Annotated in this window: 14 protein-coding genes; 8 read left to right on the top strand and 6 right to left on the bottom strand. The window is 74.1% G+C overall.

The annotated features are described in order from the left end of the window. The first annotated feature begins 40 nt into the window (after positions 1–40). The 6 genes from ACFVS6_RS20420 to ACFVS6_RS20395 all read left to right on the top strand — a co-directional run bounded on the left by ACFVS6_RS20420 (position 41) and on the right by ACFVS6_RS20395 (position 9,726). Complete coding sequence (locus ACFVS6_RS20420; protein WP_389705557.1) at positions 41–3,757, top strand: BTAD domain-containing putative transcriptional regulator; 3,717 nt, start codon at positions 41–43, stop codon at positions 3,755–3,757. 181 nt (positions 3,758–3,938) lie between these two features. Continuing rightward, positions 3,939–6,305, top strand: coding sequence for an MMPL family transporter (locus ACFVS6_RS20415; protein ID WP_389705556.1), 2,367 nt, complete (start codon positions 3,939–3,941; stop codon positions 6,303–6,305). Between the two features lie 5 nt (positions 6,306–6,310). Then, positions 6,311–7,492, top strand: a complete 1,182-nt coding sequence (locus ACFVS6_RS20410) for a histidine kinase (RefSeq protein ID WP_389705554.1) — start codon at positions 6,311–6,313, stop codon at positions 7,490–7,492. A gap of 1 nt (position 7,493) precedes the next feature. Next, positions 7,494–8,258 (top strand): response regulator, encoded by a 765-nt coding sequence (locus ACFVS6_RS20405; RefSeq protein ID WP_389705552.1) that lies wholly within the window; start codon positions 7,494–7,496, stop codon positions 8,256–8,258. 281 nt (positions 8,259–8,539) lie between these two features. Next, positions 8,540–9,004 (top strand): carboxymuconolactone decarboxylase family protein, encoded by a 465-nt coding sequence (locus ACFVS6_RS20400; protein ID WP_389705604.1) that lies wholly within the window; start codon positions 8,540–8,542, stop codon positions 9,002–9,004. A gap of 386 nt (positions 9,005–9,390) precedes the next feature. Next, positions 9,391–9,726 (top strand): transglycosylase family protein, encoded by a 336-nt coding sequence (locus tag ACFVS6_RS20395; RefSeq protein ID WP_389705550.1) that lies wholly within the window; start codon positions 9,391–9,393, stop codon positions 9,724–9,726. Positions 9,727–9,802: 76 nt separating this feature from the next. Here ACFVS6_RS20395 and ACFVS6_RS20390 read toward each other — a convergent pair whose 3' ends face one another. The 3 genes from ACFVS6_RS20390 to ACFVS6_RS20380 form a co-directional block, all read right to left on the bottom strand. Continuing rightward, complete coding sequence (locus tag ACFVS6_RS20390; RefSeq protein ID WP_389705548.1) at positions 9,803–10,456, bottom strand: response regulator; 654 nt, start codon at positions 10,454–10,456, stop codon at positions 9,803–9,805. 69 nt (positions 10,457–10,525) lie between these two features. Then, a complete protein-coding gene (locus ACFVS6_RS20385) occupies positions 10,526–11,737 on the bottom strand; it encodes a sensor histidine kinase (protein ID WP_389705547.1) in 1,212 nt (403 codons plus the stop codon). Positions 11,738–11,938: 201 nt separating this feature from the next. Then, positions 11,939–12,292, bottom strand: coding sequence for a hypothetical protein (locus ACFVS6_RS20380; protein WP_389705545.1), 354 nt, complete (start codon positions 12,290–12,292; stop codon positions 11,939–11,941). On the opposite strand from ACFVS6_RS20380, the gene ACFVS6_RS20375 reads away from it, so the two are divergent. Then, positions 12,282–12,698: a DUF4232 domain-containing protein gene (locus tag ACFVS6_RS20375; RefSeq protein WP_389705544.1), complete on the top strand. Its 417-nt coding sequence runs from the start codon at positions 12,282–12,284 to the stop codon at positions 12,696–12,698. The genes ACFVS6_RS20380 and ACFVS6_RS20375 overlap by 11 nt on opposite strands. 153 nt (positions 12,699–12,851) lie before the next feature. Here the strand turns inward: ACFVS6_RS20375 and ACFVS6_RS20370 are convergent, their stop codons facing one another. Together ACFVS6_RS20370 and ACFVS6_RS20365 are read right to left on the bottom strand one after the other, a co-directional pair. Beyond that, positions 12,852–13,127, bottom strand: a complete 276-nt coding sequence (locus ACFVS6_RS20370; RefSeq protein WP_389705542.1) for an isoamylase early set domain-containing protein — start codon at positions 13,125–13,127, stop codon at positions 12,852–12,854. Positions 13,128–13,383: 256 nt separating this feature from the next. Next, entirely contained in the window at positions 13,384–14,133 is a 750-nt protein-coding gene (locus ACFVS6_RS20365) for a nucleotidyltransferase domain-containing protein (protein WP_389705540.1), read from the bottom strand. 222 nt (positions 14,134–14,355) lie between these two features. Here ACFVS6_RS20365 and ACFVS6_RS20360 point away from each other — a divergent pair, with 222 nt between their 5' ends. Next, positions 14,356–15,000: a GPP34 family phosphoprotein gene (locus ACFVS6_RS20360; RefSeq protein ID WP_389705538.1), complete on the top strand. Its 645-nt coding sequence runs from the start codon at positions 14,356–14,358 to the stop codon at positions 14,998–15,000. A gap of 107 nt (positions 15,001–15,107) precedes the next feature. Here the strand turns inward: ACFVS6_RS20360 and ACFVS6_RS20355 are convergent, their stop codons facing one another. Beyond that, positions 15,108–17,396 carry a DPP IV N-terminal domain-containing protein gene (locus ACFVS6_RS20355; protein WP_389705536.1) on the bottom strand — a complete coding sequence of 763 codons (2,289 nt, stop codon included), beginning with the start codon at positions 17,394–17,396 and terminating at the stop codon, positions 15,108–15,110. Positions 17,397–17,486: the final 90 nt, after the last annotated feature.

The following is a 17,486-nucleotide window of genomic DNA, read 5'->3' as shown; positions in this document are numbered from 1 at the left end:
CCTGCGGGGCCGGCGTCGGGAGGCGATTAGGGTGATCTTCATGCGCGTGGGGGTATTGGGGCCGCTGACGGTCCGGGCTGCGGACGGGGAGCCGGTGAACGTGACCGGGGCGAAGGCACGCACCCTGCTGGTCCGGCTGCTCGTGGCACCCGGACGGCCGGTCTCCGAGGACCGTCTGGTCGACGCCCTGTGGGGGCTGCGGGACGCCGCGCCGCCGGTCCACCCGTACGGGAGCCTCCAGGGGCAGGTCTCCCGGCTGCGGGCGGCCCTGGACCGGGCCGAACCGGGCGGCGCCGGCAGGGCCCGGCTCGTCCACGGCGAGGGCGGCTACCGGCTGCGCCTGGAGCCCGGGGAACTCGACGCGGAACGCTTCACCGGGCTCCTCGCACGCGCCCGGTCCGGAGCGCCGAGTGCCGAGGGGAGAGTCGAACTCCTGCGTGAAGCAGCGGAGTTGTGGACCGGGGAGGCGTACGCGGGCCATACCGGCGACCCGGTGGTGCGGGCTGCGGCCGGACGGCTGGAGGAGGAGCGCCTGGCCGCGCTGGAGGAACTGCTGGACCTGCGGGTGCGCCTCGGCGAACAGCACGCGGTCCTCGGCGAGCTGGACGAACTGGTCGCCGCGCATCCACTGCGCGAGCGCCTGCGGGCCGTGCAACTGCGGGCCCTGTACCGGGCGGGCAGGCAGGCCGACGCCCTGGCCGCGTACGAGGACCTGCGCGGCCGGCTGGCCGGCGACCTGGGCCTGGACCCCGACCCCGCCCTGACGGCCCTGCGCCAGGCGATCCTCCGCCAGGCGCCCGACGTGGAAAGCACCTTCGGCCCGCAGACGCCCCGAAACCCGGAGCCACCCCGGGCCCCCACACCCCCCGAAACCGAACCCGGGACGCCACCCGCGCCTCCGACTCCGGTTACCGCCCCGACTCCGGCTCCGGCCCCCGCCCCGGCCTTGGCCGGAAGCCCGGCCCCGGCCACCGCCCCGGCGTCGACCACCGCCCCGGTGGGTAGCCCGGCGCCGGCCCCCGTTCCGGGCGGAGGCCCGGGCCCGGACCCGGCCGCGGATCCGCTCGCGGCGCCGGTCGTGGTCGTGCCGTCGGCACCCGTACCGCAGGCCGTTGGCACGGTGGGCGCGCCGGTGGGGGCGGGGCGGCGGCTGCCCGCCGCCCTCACCCGGATCGTGGGGCGGGACGCCGATCTCGCCTCCGTGGAAGCCCTGTTGGAGCACTCGCGGGCGGTGACGGTGACCGGTCCCGGTGGCGTCGGGAAGACCCGGCTGGCCTTCGAGTGCGCGGACCGGACGGCCGACCGTTACGCGGACGGGGTCTGGCTCGCCGAACTCGCCCCGCTGCCCGCCGGCTCGTCCGCCGAGTCCGTGGCGGGGACCCTCCTCGGGATCCTGGGGATCCGTCAGCCCGACGTACAGCCGAACGTGCAGCCCGACGTACAGCCGAACGTGCAGCCCGACGTACAGCCGGATGTGCAGCCCGACGTGCACCCGCACGTACCGCACGCCGCACCGCCCGACGGCACACCGCACACCGCACAGGACGGCGCGGTGCCCCGCCCCCGCACCCACCCGGGCCCCGAGCCCGCCGCCGGCGCCGTGGACCTGCTGGTGGGCGCGCTCCGCGAGCGGCGCGTCCTGATCCTGCTCGACAACTGCGAGCACCTCGCCGGCTCTGTCGCCGACCTGCTGGCCGCGGTGCTGCCGGGGGTCCCGGGACTGTCGGTCCTGGCGACCGGGCAGGAGCCCCTCGGGTTGGCGGGGGAGGCGGTGCACCAGCTGGCCCCGTTGGCACCGGCCGATGCCGTGGCCCTGTTCACCGCCCGCTCCGGACTACCGACCGCCCCGGCACCCGCGTCCGGCGGGAACCGGACAGGCACCCCGGACACCGCGGACAGCGCCGCCGTCGCCGCCCTGTGCGCCCGCCTGGACGGCCTCCCCCTCGCCCTGGAGCTCGCCGCCGCCCGGGTCCGTTCCCTGGGCGTGCACGGTCTGCTCGCCGGGCTCGACGACCGGTTCGCGCTGCTCTCGCGGGGGCTGCGCGGGGTCCCAGCCCGCCAGCGGACCCTGCGCGCGGTGATCGACTGGAGTTGGGGGCTGCTCGACCCGGCCGAAGAGGCGGTGCTGCGGCGCCTGTCCGTGCACGCGGGCGACGCCTCGACGGCCGCCGCCCGCGCCGTCTGCGCCGGTACGGACGTGCCGGCCGCCCACGTTCCGGAGGTGCTGGCCCGCCTTGCGGACCGTTCCCTCCTGGTCCTCGTCGACCGCCCCGACGAAACGCGGTACCGGCTGCTGGAATCCGTCAAGTACTACGCCCTGGAGCGGCTCCGGGAGGCGGGCGAGGAGCCGGACGCCCTGGCCCGGCACGGCGCCCACCACCGGGAACTCGCGCTGCGCGCCGATCCGTTGCTGCGCGGCCCGCGGCAACGGCAGTGGCTGACGCGGCTGGACGCGGCCGAGGCCGACTTCCGTCCGGCGGTCGAGGAGGCGCTCGCGCGCGGGGCGGTCGTCGAGGCCCTGGACGCCGCCCGCGCCCTGACCTGGTACTGGCTGCTACGGGGCCGGCCCGCCGTGGCGGGACGGCTCCTCGACGCGTGCCTCACCGCCGCGCGGGCCCTGCCGCCCCCACCCGGAGGGGAGTCGGAACGGGACGCGGCCGTCGCCTCGGCGGCCGCCTGGCGGACCGGCCTCGCGCTGAGCGAGGGCGCCTCGCCCGCCACCGGCCCGGAGGCCGTACGGGAAGCCGTCGGCGCCCTGGACCTGCCGGGGGTGGCGGTACGGGATCCGCAGGCACGGGCCACCGCCCTGTGGTTCCTGGCCTCCGCGCAGATGGGCGCGGGCGAGGTGACCGCCGGGGAGGAACTCACCGAACGCGCCCTCGCCGCCTCCGAGGAGCTCGGCCACACCTGGGTGACGGCGGCCGCCCTGAGCGTCCGCGCCCGGCACGCCCTCGCGCACGGCGACCTCGAAGGGGTGCGCCGCGACGCCGAGCGCAGCGCCCGGCTGTTCTCCGCGCTGGGCGACCGCTGGGGTCAGTTGCAGACGGTGTTCCCGCGGGCGGCCCTCCACGAGATCGCCGGCGACCATCCGAGGGCCGCCCGGCTGCACGAGGAGGGGCTCGCCCTCGCGGAGGAACTCGGGCTGTGGACGGAGGCCGCCAAACGCCTCTGCGCGCTCGGCAGGCTGGCCCTGCTGACCGGCGACCTCACCGCCGCCCGGGAGCGGCACGACCGTGCCTGGAAGCTGGCCCGGGAGCAGAGCCACGGCGCGGGCGAGGCCGACGCCCGGATCGGACTCGGCATGATCGCGCGGCGCACCGGGGACCTCCGCGGGGCGGAGTCCCACATGGACGCCGTCCTGGCCTGGTTCCGCGCCACCGGGTACGGGCCCGGCGCGGCCCTGGCGCTCGCCGAACTCGGTTTCACGGCCGAGCTGCGGGGCGAACCGTCCCGGGCCCGCGCGCTGCACGCCGAGGGCCTGGCGGTGGCGAGCGAGCTGGGCGACGTACGGGCGCAGGCCCTGGCCCGGGAGGGGCTGGCGGGCGCGGCGGCGGCCGAAGGGGCCGCGGAACGTGCCGCGGAGCTGCTCGGCGCCGCACACGCGGCCCGCCTCTCCGCGGGTGCCCCGCTGCCCGAAGCGGAACGCTACGACGTCGACCGGGTGTGGGCGGCCTGCCTGGCCACGGCCGGCGCGGCGGCGTCCGAGGCGGCCTTCGCCCGCGGCATGTCCCGGGCCCCGGAGGACGTCACCCCCTGAGACGGCCCACGGTGAACGGCCCACGGCCTACGGCGAACGGCGAACGGCCCACGCCGAACGGCCCGCCGGCCCGTCCGCCTTGGCCACCTTCCCACCCCTGTCCTTGTCCACCGACCGGTGGACAACAGGTTCAGTCCGCAGGACGTCATGCCCGCACCACCCCGCCGCGCATGCTCCTGACATGACCTCACTTCCCGTTCGCGCGGCCCGATGGAGCGCCCGTCACGCGTGGGCCGCCATCGCCGGATGGTTCGCCTTCGTCATCCTCTGCCTCGGTGTCGGCATCGCCGTCGGCACCAACCAGGCGACCTCCGTCGACTTCCGCGTCGGTGAGGCGGGCCGCGCCGAGGCGATGGCCGCCGAAGGCGGCCTGGAGCGCCGGCCCACCGAGCAGATACTCATCCGCTCCCGCGACGGCGGCCGCGCCCTCGACACCGACCGGGCCGGCGCCGCCGCGCGGGACCTCACCGCGCGGATGCGCGCCCTGCCCGAGGTCGACACGGTGGCCGAGCCGGTCCGCTCGCGCGACGGCGGCGTCCTGATGGTGTCGGTGGTCATGCACGGCCCCGAACTGGAGGGCAGGAAGAACGTCGTCCCGCTCCTCGAACAGACCGCGGCGGTGGGCGCCGCCCACCCCGACCTGATCGTGGAGGAGACCGGCTCACCGGCCATCAGCAAGGGCGTCAACGACCAGCGGGACGAGGACCTCGCGCTCTCCGAACGCATCACCCTCCCGGTCACCCTCATCACCCTGCTGCTCGTCTTCGGGTCCGTGGTCATGGCAGCCGTGCCGCTGCTGCTGGCCCTGTCGTCGATCGCGGCGGCGCTCGGCCTGTCCATGGCGGCCTCCCACTTCCTCCCCGACGCGGGCGTCGGCACCAACATGATCCTGCTCGTCGGTCTCGCGGTCGGCGTCGACTACACGCTCTTCTACCTCAAGCGCGAACGCGAGGAACGGGCCCGTGCCCGGGGCACCCTGAGCTCCGAGGCGTTGGTGGAACTGGCCGCCGCGACCGCGGGACGCGCCATCGTGGTCTCCGGGCTCGCCGTGATCGTCTCCACCGCCACCCTGTACCTCGCCACCGACGTCATCTTCTCCTCCCTCGCGACCGGCACCATCCTGGTCGTGGCGGTCGCCGTGGTCAGTTCCCTGACCGTGCTGCCCGCCCTGCTGGTGAAGATCGGACGGCGGGCTGAGCGCCGCGCGGCCCACACCGCCGAACGCCGCGCCCGCCGCGTCGGACGCCGGACCGAACGCCGCGCCCGCCGCGGCAAGCCGACCCGCGCCGCCCGCCGCGGCGCCGGAGACCGCGCGCACGGCGCGGCCGGTGCGCACGGCCAGGACCGCGCGCACGGCGAGGACGGCACCGGGTGGCTCACCGGCGCCCTGCTGAAGCCCGCCCGCACCCGCCCGGTACTCACCCTGTGCCTGTCCGTCCTGCTCCTGTTGGGCCTCGCCGCGCCCGCCCTCGGCCTGAAGCTCGTCGACCCGGGCCGCGACACCTTCTCCCGTGACATCCCCGCCGTCCAGGTCTACGACCGGCTCAACGCCGCCTTCCCCGAGCTGTCGTCCCAGCACCGCGTCACCGTCCGCGCCGCCGGCCCCGACCGCACGGCCGACGTCCACCGGGCCTTGACGGACCTCGGCCGACGGACCCAGGGCGACCCCCTGTTCGCCGCCCACGCCGAGCCGCGCATCCTCACCTCCGCCGACGGGCTGATCAGCGTCCTGGAGGTGGCGGTCCCGTACACCGCCACCTCCAAGGAGGCCGGGGACTCCCTGACCCGGCTCCGCCAGGTCCACCTGCCCGCCGCGCTCGGCCGGGTGACCGGCATCGACAGTGCCGTCTCCGGCGACGTGGCGCGCGGCCGGGACTACGTGGACCACGAGAACGCGAAGCTCCCCCTGGTCCTCGGCTTCCTGCTCCTCGTGACCTTCCTGATGACCCTGTGGGCGTTCCGCTCGGTCGTCGTCGCCCTCATCGGCGTCGTCCTCAACCTGCTCTCCGCCGGCGCGGCACTCGGCGCCCTCGTCGCGGTCTTCCAGGGAACCTGGGCGGAGGGGGTCCTCGGCTTCGACTCCCTCGGCGCGATCGCCTCCCGGGTCCCGCTGTTCCTCTTCGTCATCCTCTTCGGACTGTCCATGGACTACCAGGTGTTCGTCGTCAGCCGGATCAAGGAGGCGATGGACGGGGGCATGACCGCCCGCCGAGCCGTCCTCGACGGCATCGGACGCTCCGCGAAGGTGGTCACCAGCGCCGCGATCGTGATGGTGACGGTGTTCGGCGCCTTCGTCGCCCTGCACCTCACCGAGATGAAGCAGATGGGCTTCTGCCTGGCCCTCGCCGTCCTGCTGGACGCCGTCGTCGTCCGCCTCATGGTCCTGCCCGCGCTGCTGCTCCTCCTGGGCGAGCGGGCCTGGAGCCCGCTGCGCCGCTCACGCCGAACGACTCCGGGCACCGCTCCCACCGAGGCCACCACAGAAGCCACCACCGCCGCCCGCACCACCACCGGCCCGACCGGCCGCGCGGTGCGGAACGTAGGCTGACGATCATGCTTCAACGGCCCCGGCGCGGCGACCCGTTCTGGATATGGATGCTCCACTGGTGGGACGTCCTGTCCTGGGCGGTCATCGGAATCCTGATCCTGACCACCGTCTTCGCGGACCTCTCGAACACGGCGAAGTACGGGTCGCTCGTGCTGCTGGCCGCCCTCGGCGCCAGCTACGGGACCGTCCGGAAACTGCCCGGCAACCCCGTCCGCGGCGGCTACGCCCACCTCGGTGTGCTCCTCGTCGCGCTCGCCGGCCTCTCCTACCTCCGTGACGGCTACGGGGTGCTCTACACCCTCGCGCTCCCCCAGTTCGTGATCTTCGCCGACGGCCTGCGCGCAGCGATCGTCCTCAGCGGCCTCGGCGCCGCGGCCATCACCGTCGGCGGCACCCTGCGCGCGGGTTGGAACACCGAGCACCTCACCACCAACACCATCTCCTCGCTCGCGGTGTACGGGGTGAGCGTCCTGGTCGCCCTCCTGACCCCCCGCGCCCTGGAACTGCGCGATGAACGGGCCCAACTGCGCGCCGAGTTGGCCAGCACCCAGCTGAGCCTCGCCGAGGCCCACCGGCTCCAGGGCGCGGCCGAGGAACGCGAGCGGCTCGCCCGGGAGATCCACGACACCCTCGCGCAGGGCTTCGCCTCCATCATCGTGCTGGCCGAGGCGGCCCGCTCGGGCCTGGCGGACGATCCGGCCCGCAGCGCCCGGCAACTCCTCTCCATCGAGCAGACGGCGCGCGAGAACTTCGCCGAGGCCCGGATCCTCGTCGGCTCCGCCCCGCAGAGCGGACTCGCTCCCGGATCGGTCGCCGCGACGCTGCGCAGGACCCTGGACCGCTTCACCGAGGACACCGGGCTCCCCGTCACCGCCGACCTGGAGGACGTCGAGTGCGACCAACCCACACGGATCGCCCTCCTCCGCTGCACCCAGGAGTCGCTCGCCAACGTCCGCAAGCACGCGGACGCCTCCGCCGTCGACGTGGTCCTCGCGCAGCGCCCGTACGGGGTGGAACTGGAGATCACCGACGACGGGCGCGGTTTCGTCGTCGCCGACTCCCGCGGCTTCGGTCTCAACGGAATGCGCAAACGCCTCGCCGAACTGGGCGGCGACCTCACGCTCACCAGCTCGCTCGGCGACGGCACCCGCGTCCTCGCCCTGATCCCCACGAACGCCGAGGACTGACATGACAGCACGGCACGACCAGCCCGCACGGGACGACCGGCACCACCAGCCCGCACGGGACGACCGGCCCGTCCAGCACGATCAGCACGACCGGCCCGCCCGACAGGGACAGCCGGTCGTACCGGCCGGGCACGAGCCCCCGTTGCGGGTGATCGTGGTCGACGACCACACGGTGATGCGGGCCGGCGTCGTGGCCCTGCTGGCGCAGGAGCCCACGGTCGAGATCGTCGGCGAGGCCGGTGACGGCCGCGCCGGAGTCGAACTCGTCGAGCGGCTGCGGCCCGACGTGGCTCTCATGGACCTGCGGATGCCCGTGCTCGACGGGGCGAGCGCCACGGCCGAGATCGTCGCCGGCCCGGCCGCCACCCGGGTGCTGATCCTCACCACCTACGAAACCGACGAGGAGATCGAGCGCGCCGTGGAGGTCGGGGCGATCGGCTACCTCCTCAAGGACACCACCCGCGAGCAACTCGTCGACGCCATCCGCTCCGCCGACCGCGGCGAGACCGTACTCGCCCCCCGGGTCGCGGCCCGCCTGGTGGCCCGGATGCGCAGGCCCGCCGTCGTACCGCTCACGGCCCGCGAGGTCGACGTGCTGAACGCGGTGGCCGACGGGCTCTCCAACGTGGAGATCGGACGCCGCCTGGTCATCGCGGAGGCCACGGTGAAGACCCATCTGCTGCGGGTCTTCGCGAAGCTCGACGTCAGCGACCGCACCCACGCGGTGGTCGTGGCCCTGGAACGCGGCCTCCTCACCCGCCGCTGACCCGCACCGGCGCGGCCCTCGCCCTCCTCCCTCGTCCTTCCTCCCTCGTCCTTCGTCGCGCGACCGGTGACGGGCGACCGATGACGGGCGACGACACCGGCAGAAGTTTTTTCCCGGGAGCTGTCACACTCCCGGCGGCCCGTCCGTCAGTGCAGTGAAGCCGACGCAGCGAGCAACGGCCCCAGCCACCGGAGACCGCCATGACGAACACGCACACCGACACCGACACCAACGCCGGGACCGACGTCGACAGCAAGGCCATCACCGACCCGATCTCGCGGATGGCGAACCCGGCCGAGTTCGTTCCGGAGCTGAACGACATCAGCGCCGCCCTGTTCCGCGCCACGGGCAACCGTTCCGTCCCGCGCGCCACGATGAGCCTGGTCCACCTGCGGGCCGGGCAGATCGTCGGCAACACCTACCTGACCGTCCTGAACACCGGTTTCCTCCGCAAGGCCGGCGAGTCCGAGGAGCGCATCACGGCCGTCTCCTCCTGGCAGGACGCCCCGTACTTCACCCCGGCCGAGCGGGCCGCGCTCGCCCTGGTCGAGGCGGTCCTCCAACCCGCCCCGCGCGGCCGGGAGCGCGTCGGCGACGAGCTGTACGCGGAGGCCGCGAAGCACTACGACGAGAAGGCCCTCGCCACCCTCACCATCGCGATCGGGCAGATCAACTTCTTCATCGCCCTGGCCCTCATCGGCAAGCCGGCCCCGGTCGCCTCCCTGGCGGACGAGCAGTGGGACTGACCCGAGCCGACCGCCGCCGACCCGACCCGACCCGACCCATTCCGTCCCTGACCCGCCCGCCCCGGCGGGCCCGGGCCGGCAGGGCGGGCGCCCGGGTCCCGCACCGCCCGCGCACGCCGCCCCCCGCCCCGCCCCGCCACCCCTGCCGCCGCCGCCCGAAGCCGGTCGATCGTCGTGACGGAGGCGACGCCGGACCTCTCCCACACGTCTCGGAACCGTCCGTGGCCCCGCCGCAACCCTCCGTAGCCACCGAGCTGCCGCCCCGGAAGGTCCGGGGCAGAGCGGAATCGGGCCGTCCGGTCGTCACCCCGGGTACCCCGATCGGTCGACCCGCGGTCCGTCGATCCGGGTCAGGGTGGTGGGCAGTCGATGGAAGGAGACCCGTCATGTTCGCTGCCCGAGCCGTTGCGGCGGTCCTGCTCACGGCGGGAGTGATCCTGCCCGTGGTCGTGGCCCCGACGGCGCAGGCGGCCACCGATCCCACCCCCTGGGACCGGGTCGCCGCGTGCGAATCCGGCGGGAACTGGGCGACCGGCACCGGGAACGGCTTCAGCGGCGGACTGCAGTTCACCGCGTCCACCTGGACCGCCTTCGGCGGAACGCACTTCGCCGCCCGCGCGAACGAAGCCGACCGGGCCCAACAGATCGACGTCGCCGAGCGCGTCATGCAGGTCCAGGGCCCCGAGGCCTGGCCCCGATGCGGCAGGGAAGCCGGCCTTTGACCCGGTCCGGTCCGGTCCGGTCCGGCCACCTTGCCGCGGCCGGCGCCGACGCCGGGGCCGGGCCCGTGACCACCCGTCAGGCCGTGATGAGGCCCGCCTCGTAGGCGAAGACGACGGCCTGGGCGCGGCTGGTGAGGGCGAGTTTGGTCATGCACCGGTGGACGTGCGTCTTGATGGTCGCGGGGCTGAGCACGAGCCGGCCCGCGATGTCGCTGTTGGACAGGCCGGTGCCGACCAGCGTCAGTATCTCGACCTCGCGCGGCGTCAGGGCACCGAGATCGGGGCGCGGACGACTGCGCTCCGGGCCGGGTCCGCAGGCCTTCATGAGTCCGGCGAGGGCCGCGGGGCTCAGCAGCGTGTCACCGGCGTGGACGGTGTGGATGGCCGACAGGAGCCGTTGCGGCGGGGTGTTCTTGAGCAGGTAGCCGCTGGCCCCGGCCCGGAGCGCGTCGTACACGTACACGTCCAGGTCGAAGGTCGTGAGCATGATGACCCTCGGGTGCGGAGCCGGTGACCGTTCGACGATCGCGCGCGTCGCCGCGATGCCACCCATGCCGGGCATGCGGACGTCCATCAGGACCACGTCGGGGCGCAGTTCGGCGGCCAGCGCCACGGCCTCCTCGCCGCTGTCGGCCTCGGCGACGACCTCGATGTCCGGTGCGGCCCGCAGCAGTGCGGCCAGTCCGGAGCGGACGAGGATCTGGTCGTCGACCACAAGGACCTCGGGCATGTGCTCTGTTCCCCCAGACGACGGCTCTCCTCGTCGCCGACCTGTCACCGACCCGACGCCGACCCGTCGTCACACGTCCGGTACGGGCATGACGAGATCGACCTCGAATCCCCCTTGCGAGCGGGCACCGGCCGTGACGGTCCCGCCGTAGATGGTTGCCCGCTCACGCATGCCGATCAAACCGTGGCCCGCCCCGTCCCGCCGTCCGGTCACCGGCCGGGACGGCCCGTCATCGGTGACGCGGACCCGGACCGTGCCTCGGCCGCGCGACAGGGCGACGGTGGCCGTGGCCGTCGGGGCGTGTTTGAGCACGTTGGTCAGGGCCTCCTGCACGACCCGGTACACGCACATGTCCAGGCCGGCGGGCAGCGGGTCGGCGAGGGTGTCCCCGGTGATCCGGACCGGCACGCCCGCCGCCCGGACCCGGTCGGCGAGCTCCGCGAGCCGGGCCATCCCCGGAGCCGCGCCGTCCGCGTCGGACAGGGCGTCGGTGCGGTCGTGCGCCGTGTGTTGGACGCCGTGCCGCAGGACGGCGAGCATCCGGCGCATCTCGTCACCGGCGTCCCGGGCGCTGTCCGTGATGACGCCGACGGCCTTGTGGGCGGTCGGCGGGTCCGTGGTGAAGACGTAGTCGGCCAGTCCCGCCTGGATCGATATGACGGACACGTGGTGGGCGACGACGTCGTGGAGTTCGCGGGCGATGCGCATGCACTCGTCCGAGACGGCCCTGCGCGTCCGCTCCTCCTGCTCGCGCCGCAACTGCTCGGTCAACGCGGCCAGCCGCCGGCCGCGTTCCGCGAGACGGCGCGACACGTCCCCGGTGACCCAGGTGACGGCCGCCGTCGCCGTGACGAAGGCGGCGCTGAGCGCGCCGATGCCGGGCTCGGCCAGCCGCGTCCCCCACAGGAGGACCAGCCAGGTGACGACGGTGCAAGGGACGGACACCTCGCGCGGACGGTGCGCGGCGACGGTGTAGTTCGCGAGGGCCAGACCGCACACCACCACCGGGTGGTAGTACGCCAGGGTCAGATACGTGAGGACGACCGCGGCGTTCGCGGCGAAGACGAACAGCGGTGCGCGACGCCGTACGGCCAACGGGAGGTACACGGCCGCCACGAGGACGTAGGCCAGGGCGTCGGAGTCCCGCCAGTGGTTCGTCGGGTCGGGCCAGTTGTGGAGCATCGACGCCGAAATCGCCAGCGAACCGACCGCGTAGACCGCGTCGGCCACCTGGGGGAGCACGGCGCGTACGGCTCCCCACCGCCCTCCCCGAAATGCCATGCCCCGAGCGTAAACGGCCCGGTCCGGACGCTCGTACACCCAGGGTGGTACATCCGCTACCCCACGAGTAGCAGCGGACGATCACCTCCTGGTGGGCCGCGCCCGCACCCCCCGCGCACCTATCTTTCAGCCACGTCAACGACGCACGTGACAGTACAAACGGGGGTTCAACATGCGTGCTGCTCGCATGGGTTTGAAGTACTACGTCTTCGGGGCCGCGACCGTCGTCGCGCTCCTGTCATCCGTGGCCTGCGAGGCGGAAGGCGGCGCGGGGGGCGCGTCCCGTACTCCGGGGGCGTCGGGATCCGCGTCCGCGTCGGGATCCGCGTCCGCGTCGGGATCCGCGTCCGCGTCCGCGTCCGGTACCCCGAGCGCGTCCGGAGCCGGAACGGCCGCCCCTTCGGCGGGGTCCGGAGGCTCCGTCGCTCCCGGTGCGTCCGCCAGGCCGAGTACGTCCGCCAAGCCCGGGGCGTCGGCAAAGCCGACCGTGTCGGCCAAGCCCGGGGCGTCGGGGAGCACGGCCGCGCCCTGCACGGCCGCGAACGTGTCGATCACCGGGTCGTTCGAGCGGCAGGACTCCGAGCGGAACCTGTTCATGACGGCCGTCAACACCGGTACCAGCACCTGCACGCTGTACTTCTACCCGATCGTCCGCTTCGTCACGGACTCCGAGGTCCAGCCGCCCCCGATGGAGTCCCCGGCGCGGACGGCCGCCACGATCGGCCCGGGGGAGAAGGCGTACTCGGCCGTGCGCCTCTACCGGGAAGGCGGCTCGCGGACCGAGAACAGGACGGCGGTGAAGGTGTTCTTCCACGACCGCACCCCGAACGACGAGGTGGGCGGGCCGGTTTCAGTCAAGCTGCCCCAGGGCGGCTTCGTGAACATCGACTCCAACCCCATGGTCACGTTCTGGAACCTCGACGCCGCCGCGGTCAAGAGCTACATGTTCAAGGTCCACTGACGGGCGCCCACCGACCGGCGCCCACCGAACAGCGTCCACCACCGGGCGTCCACCACCGGCGCCCGGCCACCCGCCCCGGCCGGCGCGGACCGGCGCGGCGGTGGACCGGCGCCGGGACCGGAGGCCTTCCGGCCCGCGGACCGGGAGCGGGTCTCAGGTGTGGAGGCGGCTGTTGGGACCGTCGTGGTCGCCCGCGGCCTCGTCGTTGAACCAGTAGTCGCCGGCGGCCAGGTAGCGGAACGAATGGCTGCTCTTGCTGGGCAGGTCGACGGAGACGGCCCGCTTCCCGTCCTTGCGGGGCTGCAGGGTGTGGACGCCGGGCTGCCAGTCGTTGAAGTCGCCCACCACGCTGACCGGGCCGGGCGGGATGTCCGCGGGGAGAACGAAGGTGATCTTGGTGCGGTCCTTGCGCAGGGTGCGTTCCAGCACGACGGGCTCCAGACAGGGGGGGAGGCGGGGATACGCGCCCCATCCTGCGGGGCGGACGCACGAGGTGCCCGCCGACGCCACCGCCCGCGCCCCAGCATCACCCGCCCACCACACCCCGTGCACCCGCCCGGGGTTCCGGCCCGATCCCGTACGCCCACCGACACCGGCGGGTACGCGCCCTGACACCGGCCGGTGCGCGCACCGGCCCTGTCCGGTGCGCCCACCGACACCGGCGGCCGGTCGGATCGAGCAGCGGCTACGGAGCCGACGGCGCCGCGCCCTGCCAAGTCCTCCGGTATCCCTCGCGCAGGGGGCCGCCGACCAGGTCGAGGACCGCTGACGCCGCGTCGGTCAGGGCCGTCGGGTCGCCCGCCCGACACATGCGCAGGTGTCCCTCCAAAAGGGCGGCCCCCCGCGAGGGGTCGGCCTCCAGGAGCCGCCGCGGCAGCCACTTGCCGCCTCCCGTCCACGCCCGATGGTGGTCGCAGAGCAGTTCGGCCGCCGTCGTGAGGACGTACCCGGCCACGGCCAGACCCTCGACGGGGTCGGTCGCGTCGGCGAGGTCGTCGAGGGAGTCCGTCAACCCGTACCGCTTCGCCTCGACGGTCGGCGGGTCCGGTACGGGCGGCCCCGCGCGCAGGTCGGCCTCGGCCAGGGCACGGGCCCGGCGGGCCTCGTCGTCCACGTCGACCAGGACGAGACCGGTGGCGTACATGTGCTGCATGGCGGCCCGCCGGTTGGCGACGTCCGCGGCGAAGAGTTCGCCGAGACCGGCCCGGGTATGGACGAAGAGTTCCACGAGCCGTCCCTCGAACCGGACGGTCTCCCGGTGGGTCACGCCACCGTCCTCGACGAGCACCGCGATGTCCAGGTCACTGCTCGCGGTGGCCCGCCCGGCAGCCGTGGACCCGGCGAGGACCACCGAGAGCGCGTCGGGAAACCGGTCACGGACGAGACGACGGGCCTGTCGGACATGAGGGGCGTCAGGGACATGAGGAGCATCCATGCCGTTCAGCGTGCCAGGGCGCCTTACCCGACGGCCAACGACTTCCGGAGCGGCCCGCGGCATCCCGTCCGGCCGGTGCGGAGCCGTGCGGAGCCGTGCCGAGCACCTGATGAGGCCGAACCGGCGGGTGCGGAAGTGTGAACGACGTGCTCCCGCAGGGCAGACTGCCGGAAACCCGGTGGTCGTTGCCGGTGCGGTGCCCGTACGAGAGGAACAGCTGAGATGACCTTGGCAGGCGAAATGATCCTGCTCGCCTTCGACGAGGACGGCGGCAAGCTTCCGGTCCGGCAGTACCTGGCCCCGGCCGTACGCGGTGCGATGCTGGCCGAACTCCTCGACGGTGGCGCCCTGACGGACGAGGCGGGCACGGCGAAAGCGGCGGGCGACGCTCCGCAGGACGCCGTGCTGAGGCAGGTGTGGCAGAGGATCGCCGCGGAACCCGGTCGAAAGTGGCTGTACTGGGTCCGGAGGGACGGTCGAGAATCGATCCACAACGTGCTGAGGGGCCTGGAGAAGGACGGCCTGCTGGAACAGCGCATGACCAGGGTCTTCGGCGTCTTCCCCCTGAACCGGGCCGACCTCACCGCCGACGGCCTCACCGCGGCCGGGGAAGTACGGGCGGCGGTGGCCGCCGCCGCCGACCGACCGGCACCCGACGCGGGTGGAACCGGTGGCGCCGGGGCCGACGGCCGGGCCGCGCTGCTGGCCGGACTCGCGCACGCGGGCGGCCAACTGTCCACCACCCTGTCGTCCGACCGCCGCCGCGCCCTCCGGGACCGCCTGACGGCCCTGTCCGAGCACGCCTCCCCGGTCTCCGCGGCGGTCTGCCGCGCAGCCCAGGACCTCCGCGGCGCCGCAGCCGCGTAACCCCATCACGGCGATGGCATCCGCGTCGGTTTCGCCGACCTGCCCCGGCGGCCGGCGCGCCCCCCCCCGCGGAGTCCGAGCGCTCCGTGCCCCGGGCCCTTCGTCGGTCAGGAGAACAGTTCGCCGAGCAGTTCGGGGCCGATCGGGATGCGGGCGGGGCGGTAGGCGGGAGGTTGCGCGTCCATCAGCGCGCGCACCAGGAAGTCCCAGGCGCGCGTGCGGACGTGGGCCAGGCAGTCGATGAACGTGTGCTCCGCCCCCGGCACGACGACCAGCTCGACGTCCTGATCGGCGGCCAGGAGCCGGTTCGCCAGCCGCAGGCTGTGGGACGGGTGGACCTGGTCGTCCAATTCCCCGTGCACGAGCAACAGCTTCCCCGCCGGCCGGTCCGCCTTCCGTTCCGCGAGGCCGACGTTGGAGGTACGGGCCCAGGCCTCGGGATCGTCCGCGCCGTCGTACGTCTCCACGAAGCCCGGGTTGAAGACGCGGGCGTCGTGCGAGCCGGAGAGCGCGACCCCCGCCCTGAACACCTCGGGGTGGTCCAGCACCGCCCGCGCCGCCGCGAAACCGCCCCCGGAGTGGCCGAACGCGCCGACCCGGTCCAGGTCCATCCACGGCCGGCTCCCGGCCAACTGCCGCAGCGCCGCGACGTGGTCCGCCAGGCAGCCCGCGTCGGCCAGGCGACCGTACGAGGCGTCGTGGAACGACTTGTCGCGCCCCGGGGTGCCCCGCCCGTCCAGCGCCACCACGACGAAGCCCAGCGCCGCGAGGGGCTCCGCGTCGAGCCCCATCCCGCCGGGGTCGAAGCACGGAGCGACCCGGTTGACCTGCGGACCGGGGTACACGTTGTCCACCACCGGGTAGCGTCGGGACGGGTCGAACCCCCGCGGCCGGTACAGCACCCCGTAGATGTCGGTCACCCCGTCGGCCGCCTTGACGCGGAACCGTTCCGGAGCCGTCCAGCCGGTCGCCGTGAGCTTCCCTATGTCGGCGCGCTCCAGTTCGACGAGCACCCGACCGGCCCAGTCGCGCACGCGCGACACCGGCGGGGTGTCGACCGTCGACGCGGAGTCGATGAAGTACTCCTGGTGGTCGGGCACGGTGACGACGTGGTCGAGTCCGTCGTCGGTGACCTCGACGAACCCGGATCCGTCCAGGCCGACCCGGCACACCGTCCGCCGGTACGGGTCCTCCTCGACCAGCCCGGCGGCGGTGAAGTACACCACCCGTTCCGCCTCGTCGACGCGCAGGATCTCCCGCACCCCCCACGCCCCGGACGTGACCTGCCCGAGCAGCGCGCCGGTGCGCAGGTCGTACCGGTACAGGTGGCCCCAGCCGTCCCGCTGCGAGTACCACAGCACCTCGTCGGCGAGCACCCGCACGATCGGCGGCTCGTACAGCCACTGGTTGGGATCCACCCGGGTGTCACCGGTCTCACCGAGCACCGCGGTGACCTCGCCGGTGACCGGGTCCAACCGGTACAGGGTGAGGGTGCGCAGGTCACGGGGACGGTCGAGGTAGTACACCGCCGAACCGTCCGGGGCCCACCACGCCCACTCGGTCGCGATCGGCGACACGTTCGGCATCAGCAGCGGTTCGGCCCGCGCGCGGACCACCGTGCCCGAGGCGACGTCCAGCACGACGAGCTCGGCCAGCGGCAGGTTCTCGTCCCCGGGGTGGGCGTACCGCTGCGTGTGCAGGACCGGCGCGCCGCCGTCGGCGGGCGCGGCCTCGACGAGGTGGGTCCGTCGGACGTCGCGCTCGTCGGTGCGGTGCGCCAGCACCTTGGTCGAGTCGGGCGACCAGGCCACCGCGGGCGGCAGGTGCGGCAGGCCGATCTTGCGCAGCAGGGTGCCGTTGCTCGTGGCGTCCGGACCGCATCCGTACCGGTGGTCGGGCGCGCCGTCGGTGGTCAACTCCCACTCGCGGCCGTCGGACAGGGAGCGTGCCCACAGGTCGTACCCCCGCCGGGACACCGCGATCCTCCCGTCGGGTGACAGCACCTCCAGGGGGTTGCCCGGCGGGGTGAACTCGGCCCGTTCGCAGACGTAGTCGTCCAGGCGGCAGCGCCAGTACTCGCCGAACGCGGCGAACTCCACCGCGTTCGGGGTGAGTTCGATGTCCGCGAACGGCATGGAGCCCGGGTCGACGAGCTGACCGGACGCGGCGGTCAGCGCGGCGGCGAGCAGGGCGTGGTCGAACGCCGGCTCCCGGGTGCCCGCAGCGGGATCGACCAGCACGAACCGCTTGCCGACGCCGTCGCTCACCGCGTACCGGAAGCGGGTACCGCCGTCGATCCACCGCGGCCTGACCTTGTCACCGACGACGAGCTCGCCGGGGCGGGCGGGCCGGCGAAGGAGCTGCTCGGCGGCCTGGTAGTCCTGAGTGGTGCTCATCTTCTTCGTCATCCTCGGGAGTCGGTACGGGATACGGGGCGCGGGATACGGGGCGCGGGCGCGCGGCCCTCGGGTACGGGGGCCGGGTGC

Origin of the sequence: Streptomyces sp. NPDC057939 (genome assembly GCF_042887545.1) — a bacterium.
Lineage (GTDB): Bacteria > Actinomycetota > Actinomycetes > Streptomycetales > Streptomycetaceae > Streptomyces.
The sequence above is the reverse complement of the archived record's forward strand: the minus strand, read 5'-3'. Positions and strand labels throughout refer to the sequence as shown.

What these genes read in the sequence shown, in the direction of transcription:
- ACFVS6_RS20420 (WP_389705557.1), top strand. Translation starts at nt 41, where the DNA reads ATGCGCGTGGGGGTATTGGGGCCGCTGACGGTCCGGGCTGCGGACGGG.
- ACFVS6_RS20415 (WP_389705556.1), top strand. Translation starts at nt 3,939, where the DNA reads ATGACCTCACTTCCCGTTCGCGCGGCCCGATGGAGCGCCCGTCACGCG.
- ACFVS6_RS20410 (WP_389705554.1), top strand. Translation starts at nt 6,311, where the DNA reads ATGCTTCAACGGCCCCGGCGCGGCGACCCGTTCTGGATATGGATGCTC.
- ACFVS6_RS20405 (WP_389705552.1), top strand. Translation starts at nt 7,494, where the DNA reads ATGACAGCACGGCACGACCAGCCCGCACGGGACGACCGGCACCACCAG.
- ACFVS6_RS20400 (WP_389705604.1), top strand. Translation starts at nt 8,540, where the DNA reads ATGGCGAACCCGGCCGAGTTCGTTCCGGAGCTGAACGACATCAGCGCC.
- ACFVS6_RS20395 (WP_389705550.1), top strand. Translation starts at nt 9,391, where the DNA reads ATGTTCGCTGCCCGAGCCGTTGCGGCGGTCCTGCTCACGGCGGGAGTG.
- ACFVS6_RS20390 (WP_389705548.1), bottom strand. Translation starts at nt 10,456, where the DNA reads ATGCCCGAGGTCCTTGTGGTCGACGACCAGATCCTCGTCCGCTCCGGA.
- ACFVS6_RS20385 (WP_389705547.1), bottom strand. Translation starts at nt 11,737, where the DNA reads ATGGCATTTCGGGGAGGGCGGTGGGGAGCCGTACGCGCCGTGCTCCCC.
- ACFVS6_RS20365 (WP_389705540.1), bottom strand. Translation starts at nt 14,133, where the DNA reads ATGGATGCTCCTCATGTCCCTGACGCCCCTCATGTCCGACAGGCCCGT.
- ACFVS6_RS20360 (WP_389705538.1), top strand. Translation starts at nt 14,356, where the DNA reads ATGACCTTGGCAGGCGAAATGATCCTGCTCGCCTTCGACGAGGACGGC.
- ACFVS6_RS20355 (WP_389705536.1), bottom strand. Translation starts at nt 17,396, where the DNA reads ATGAGCACCACTCAGGACTACCAGGCCGCCGAGCAGCTCCTTCGCCGG.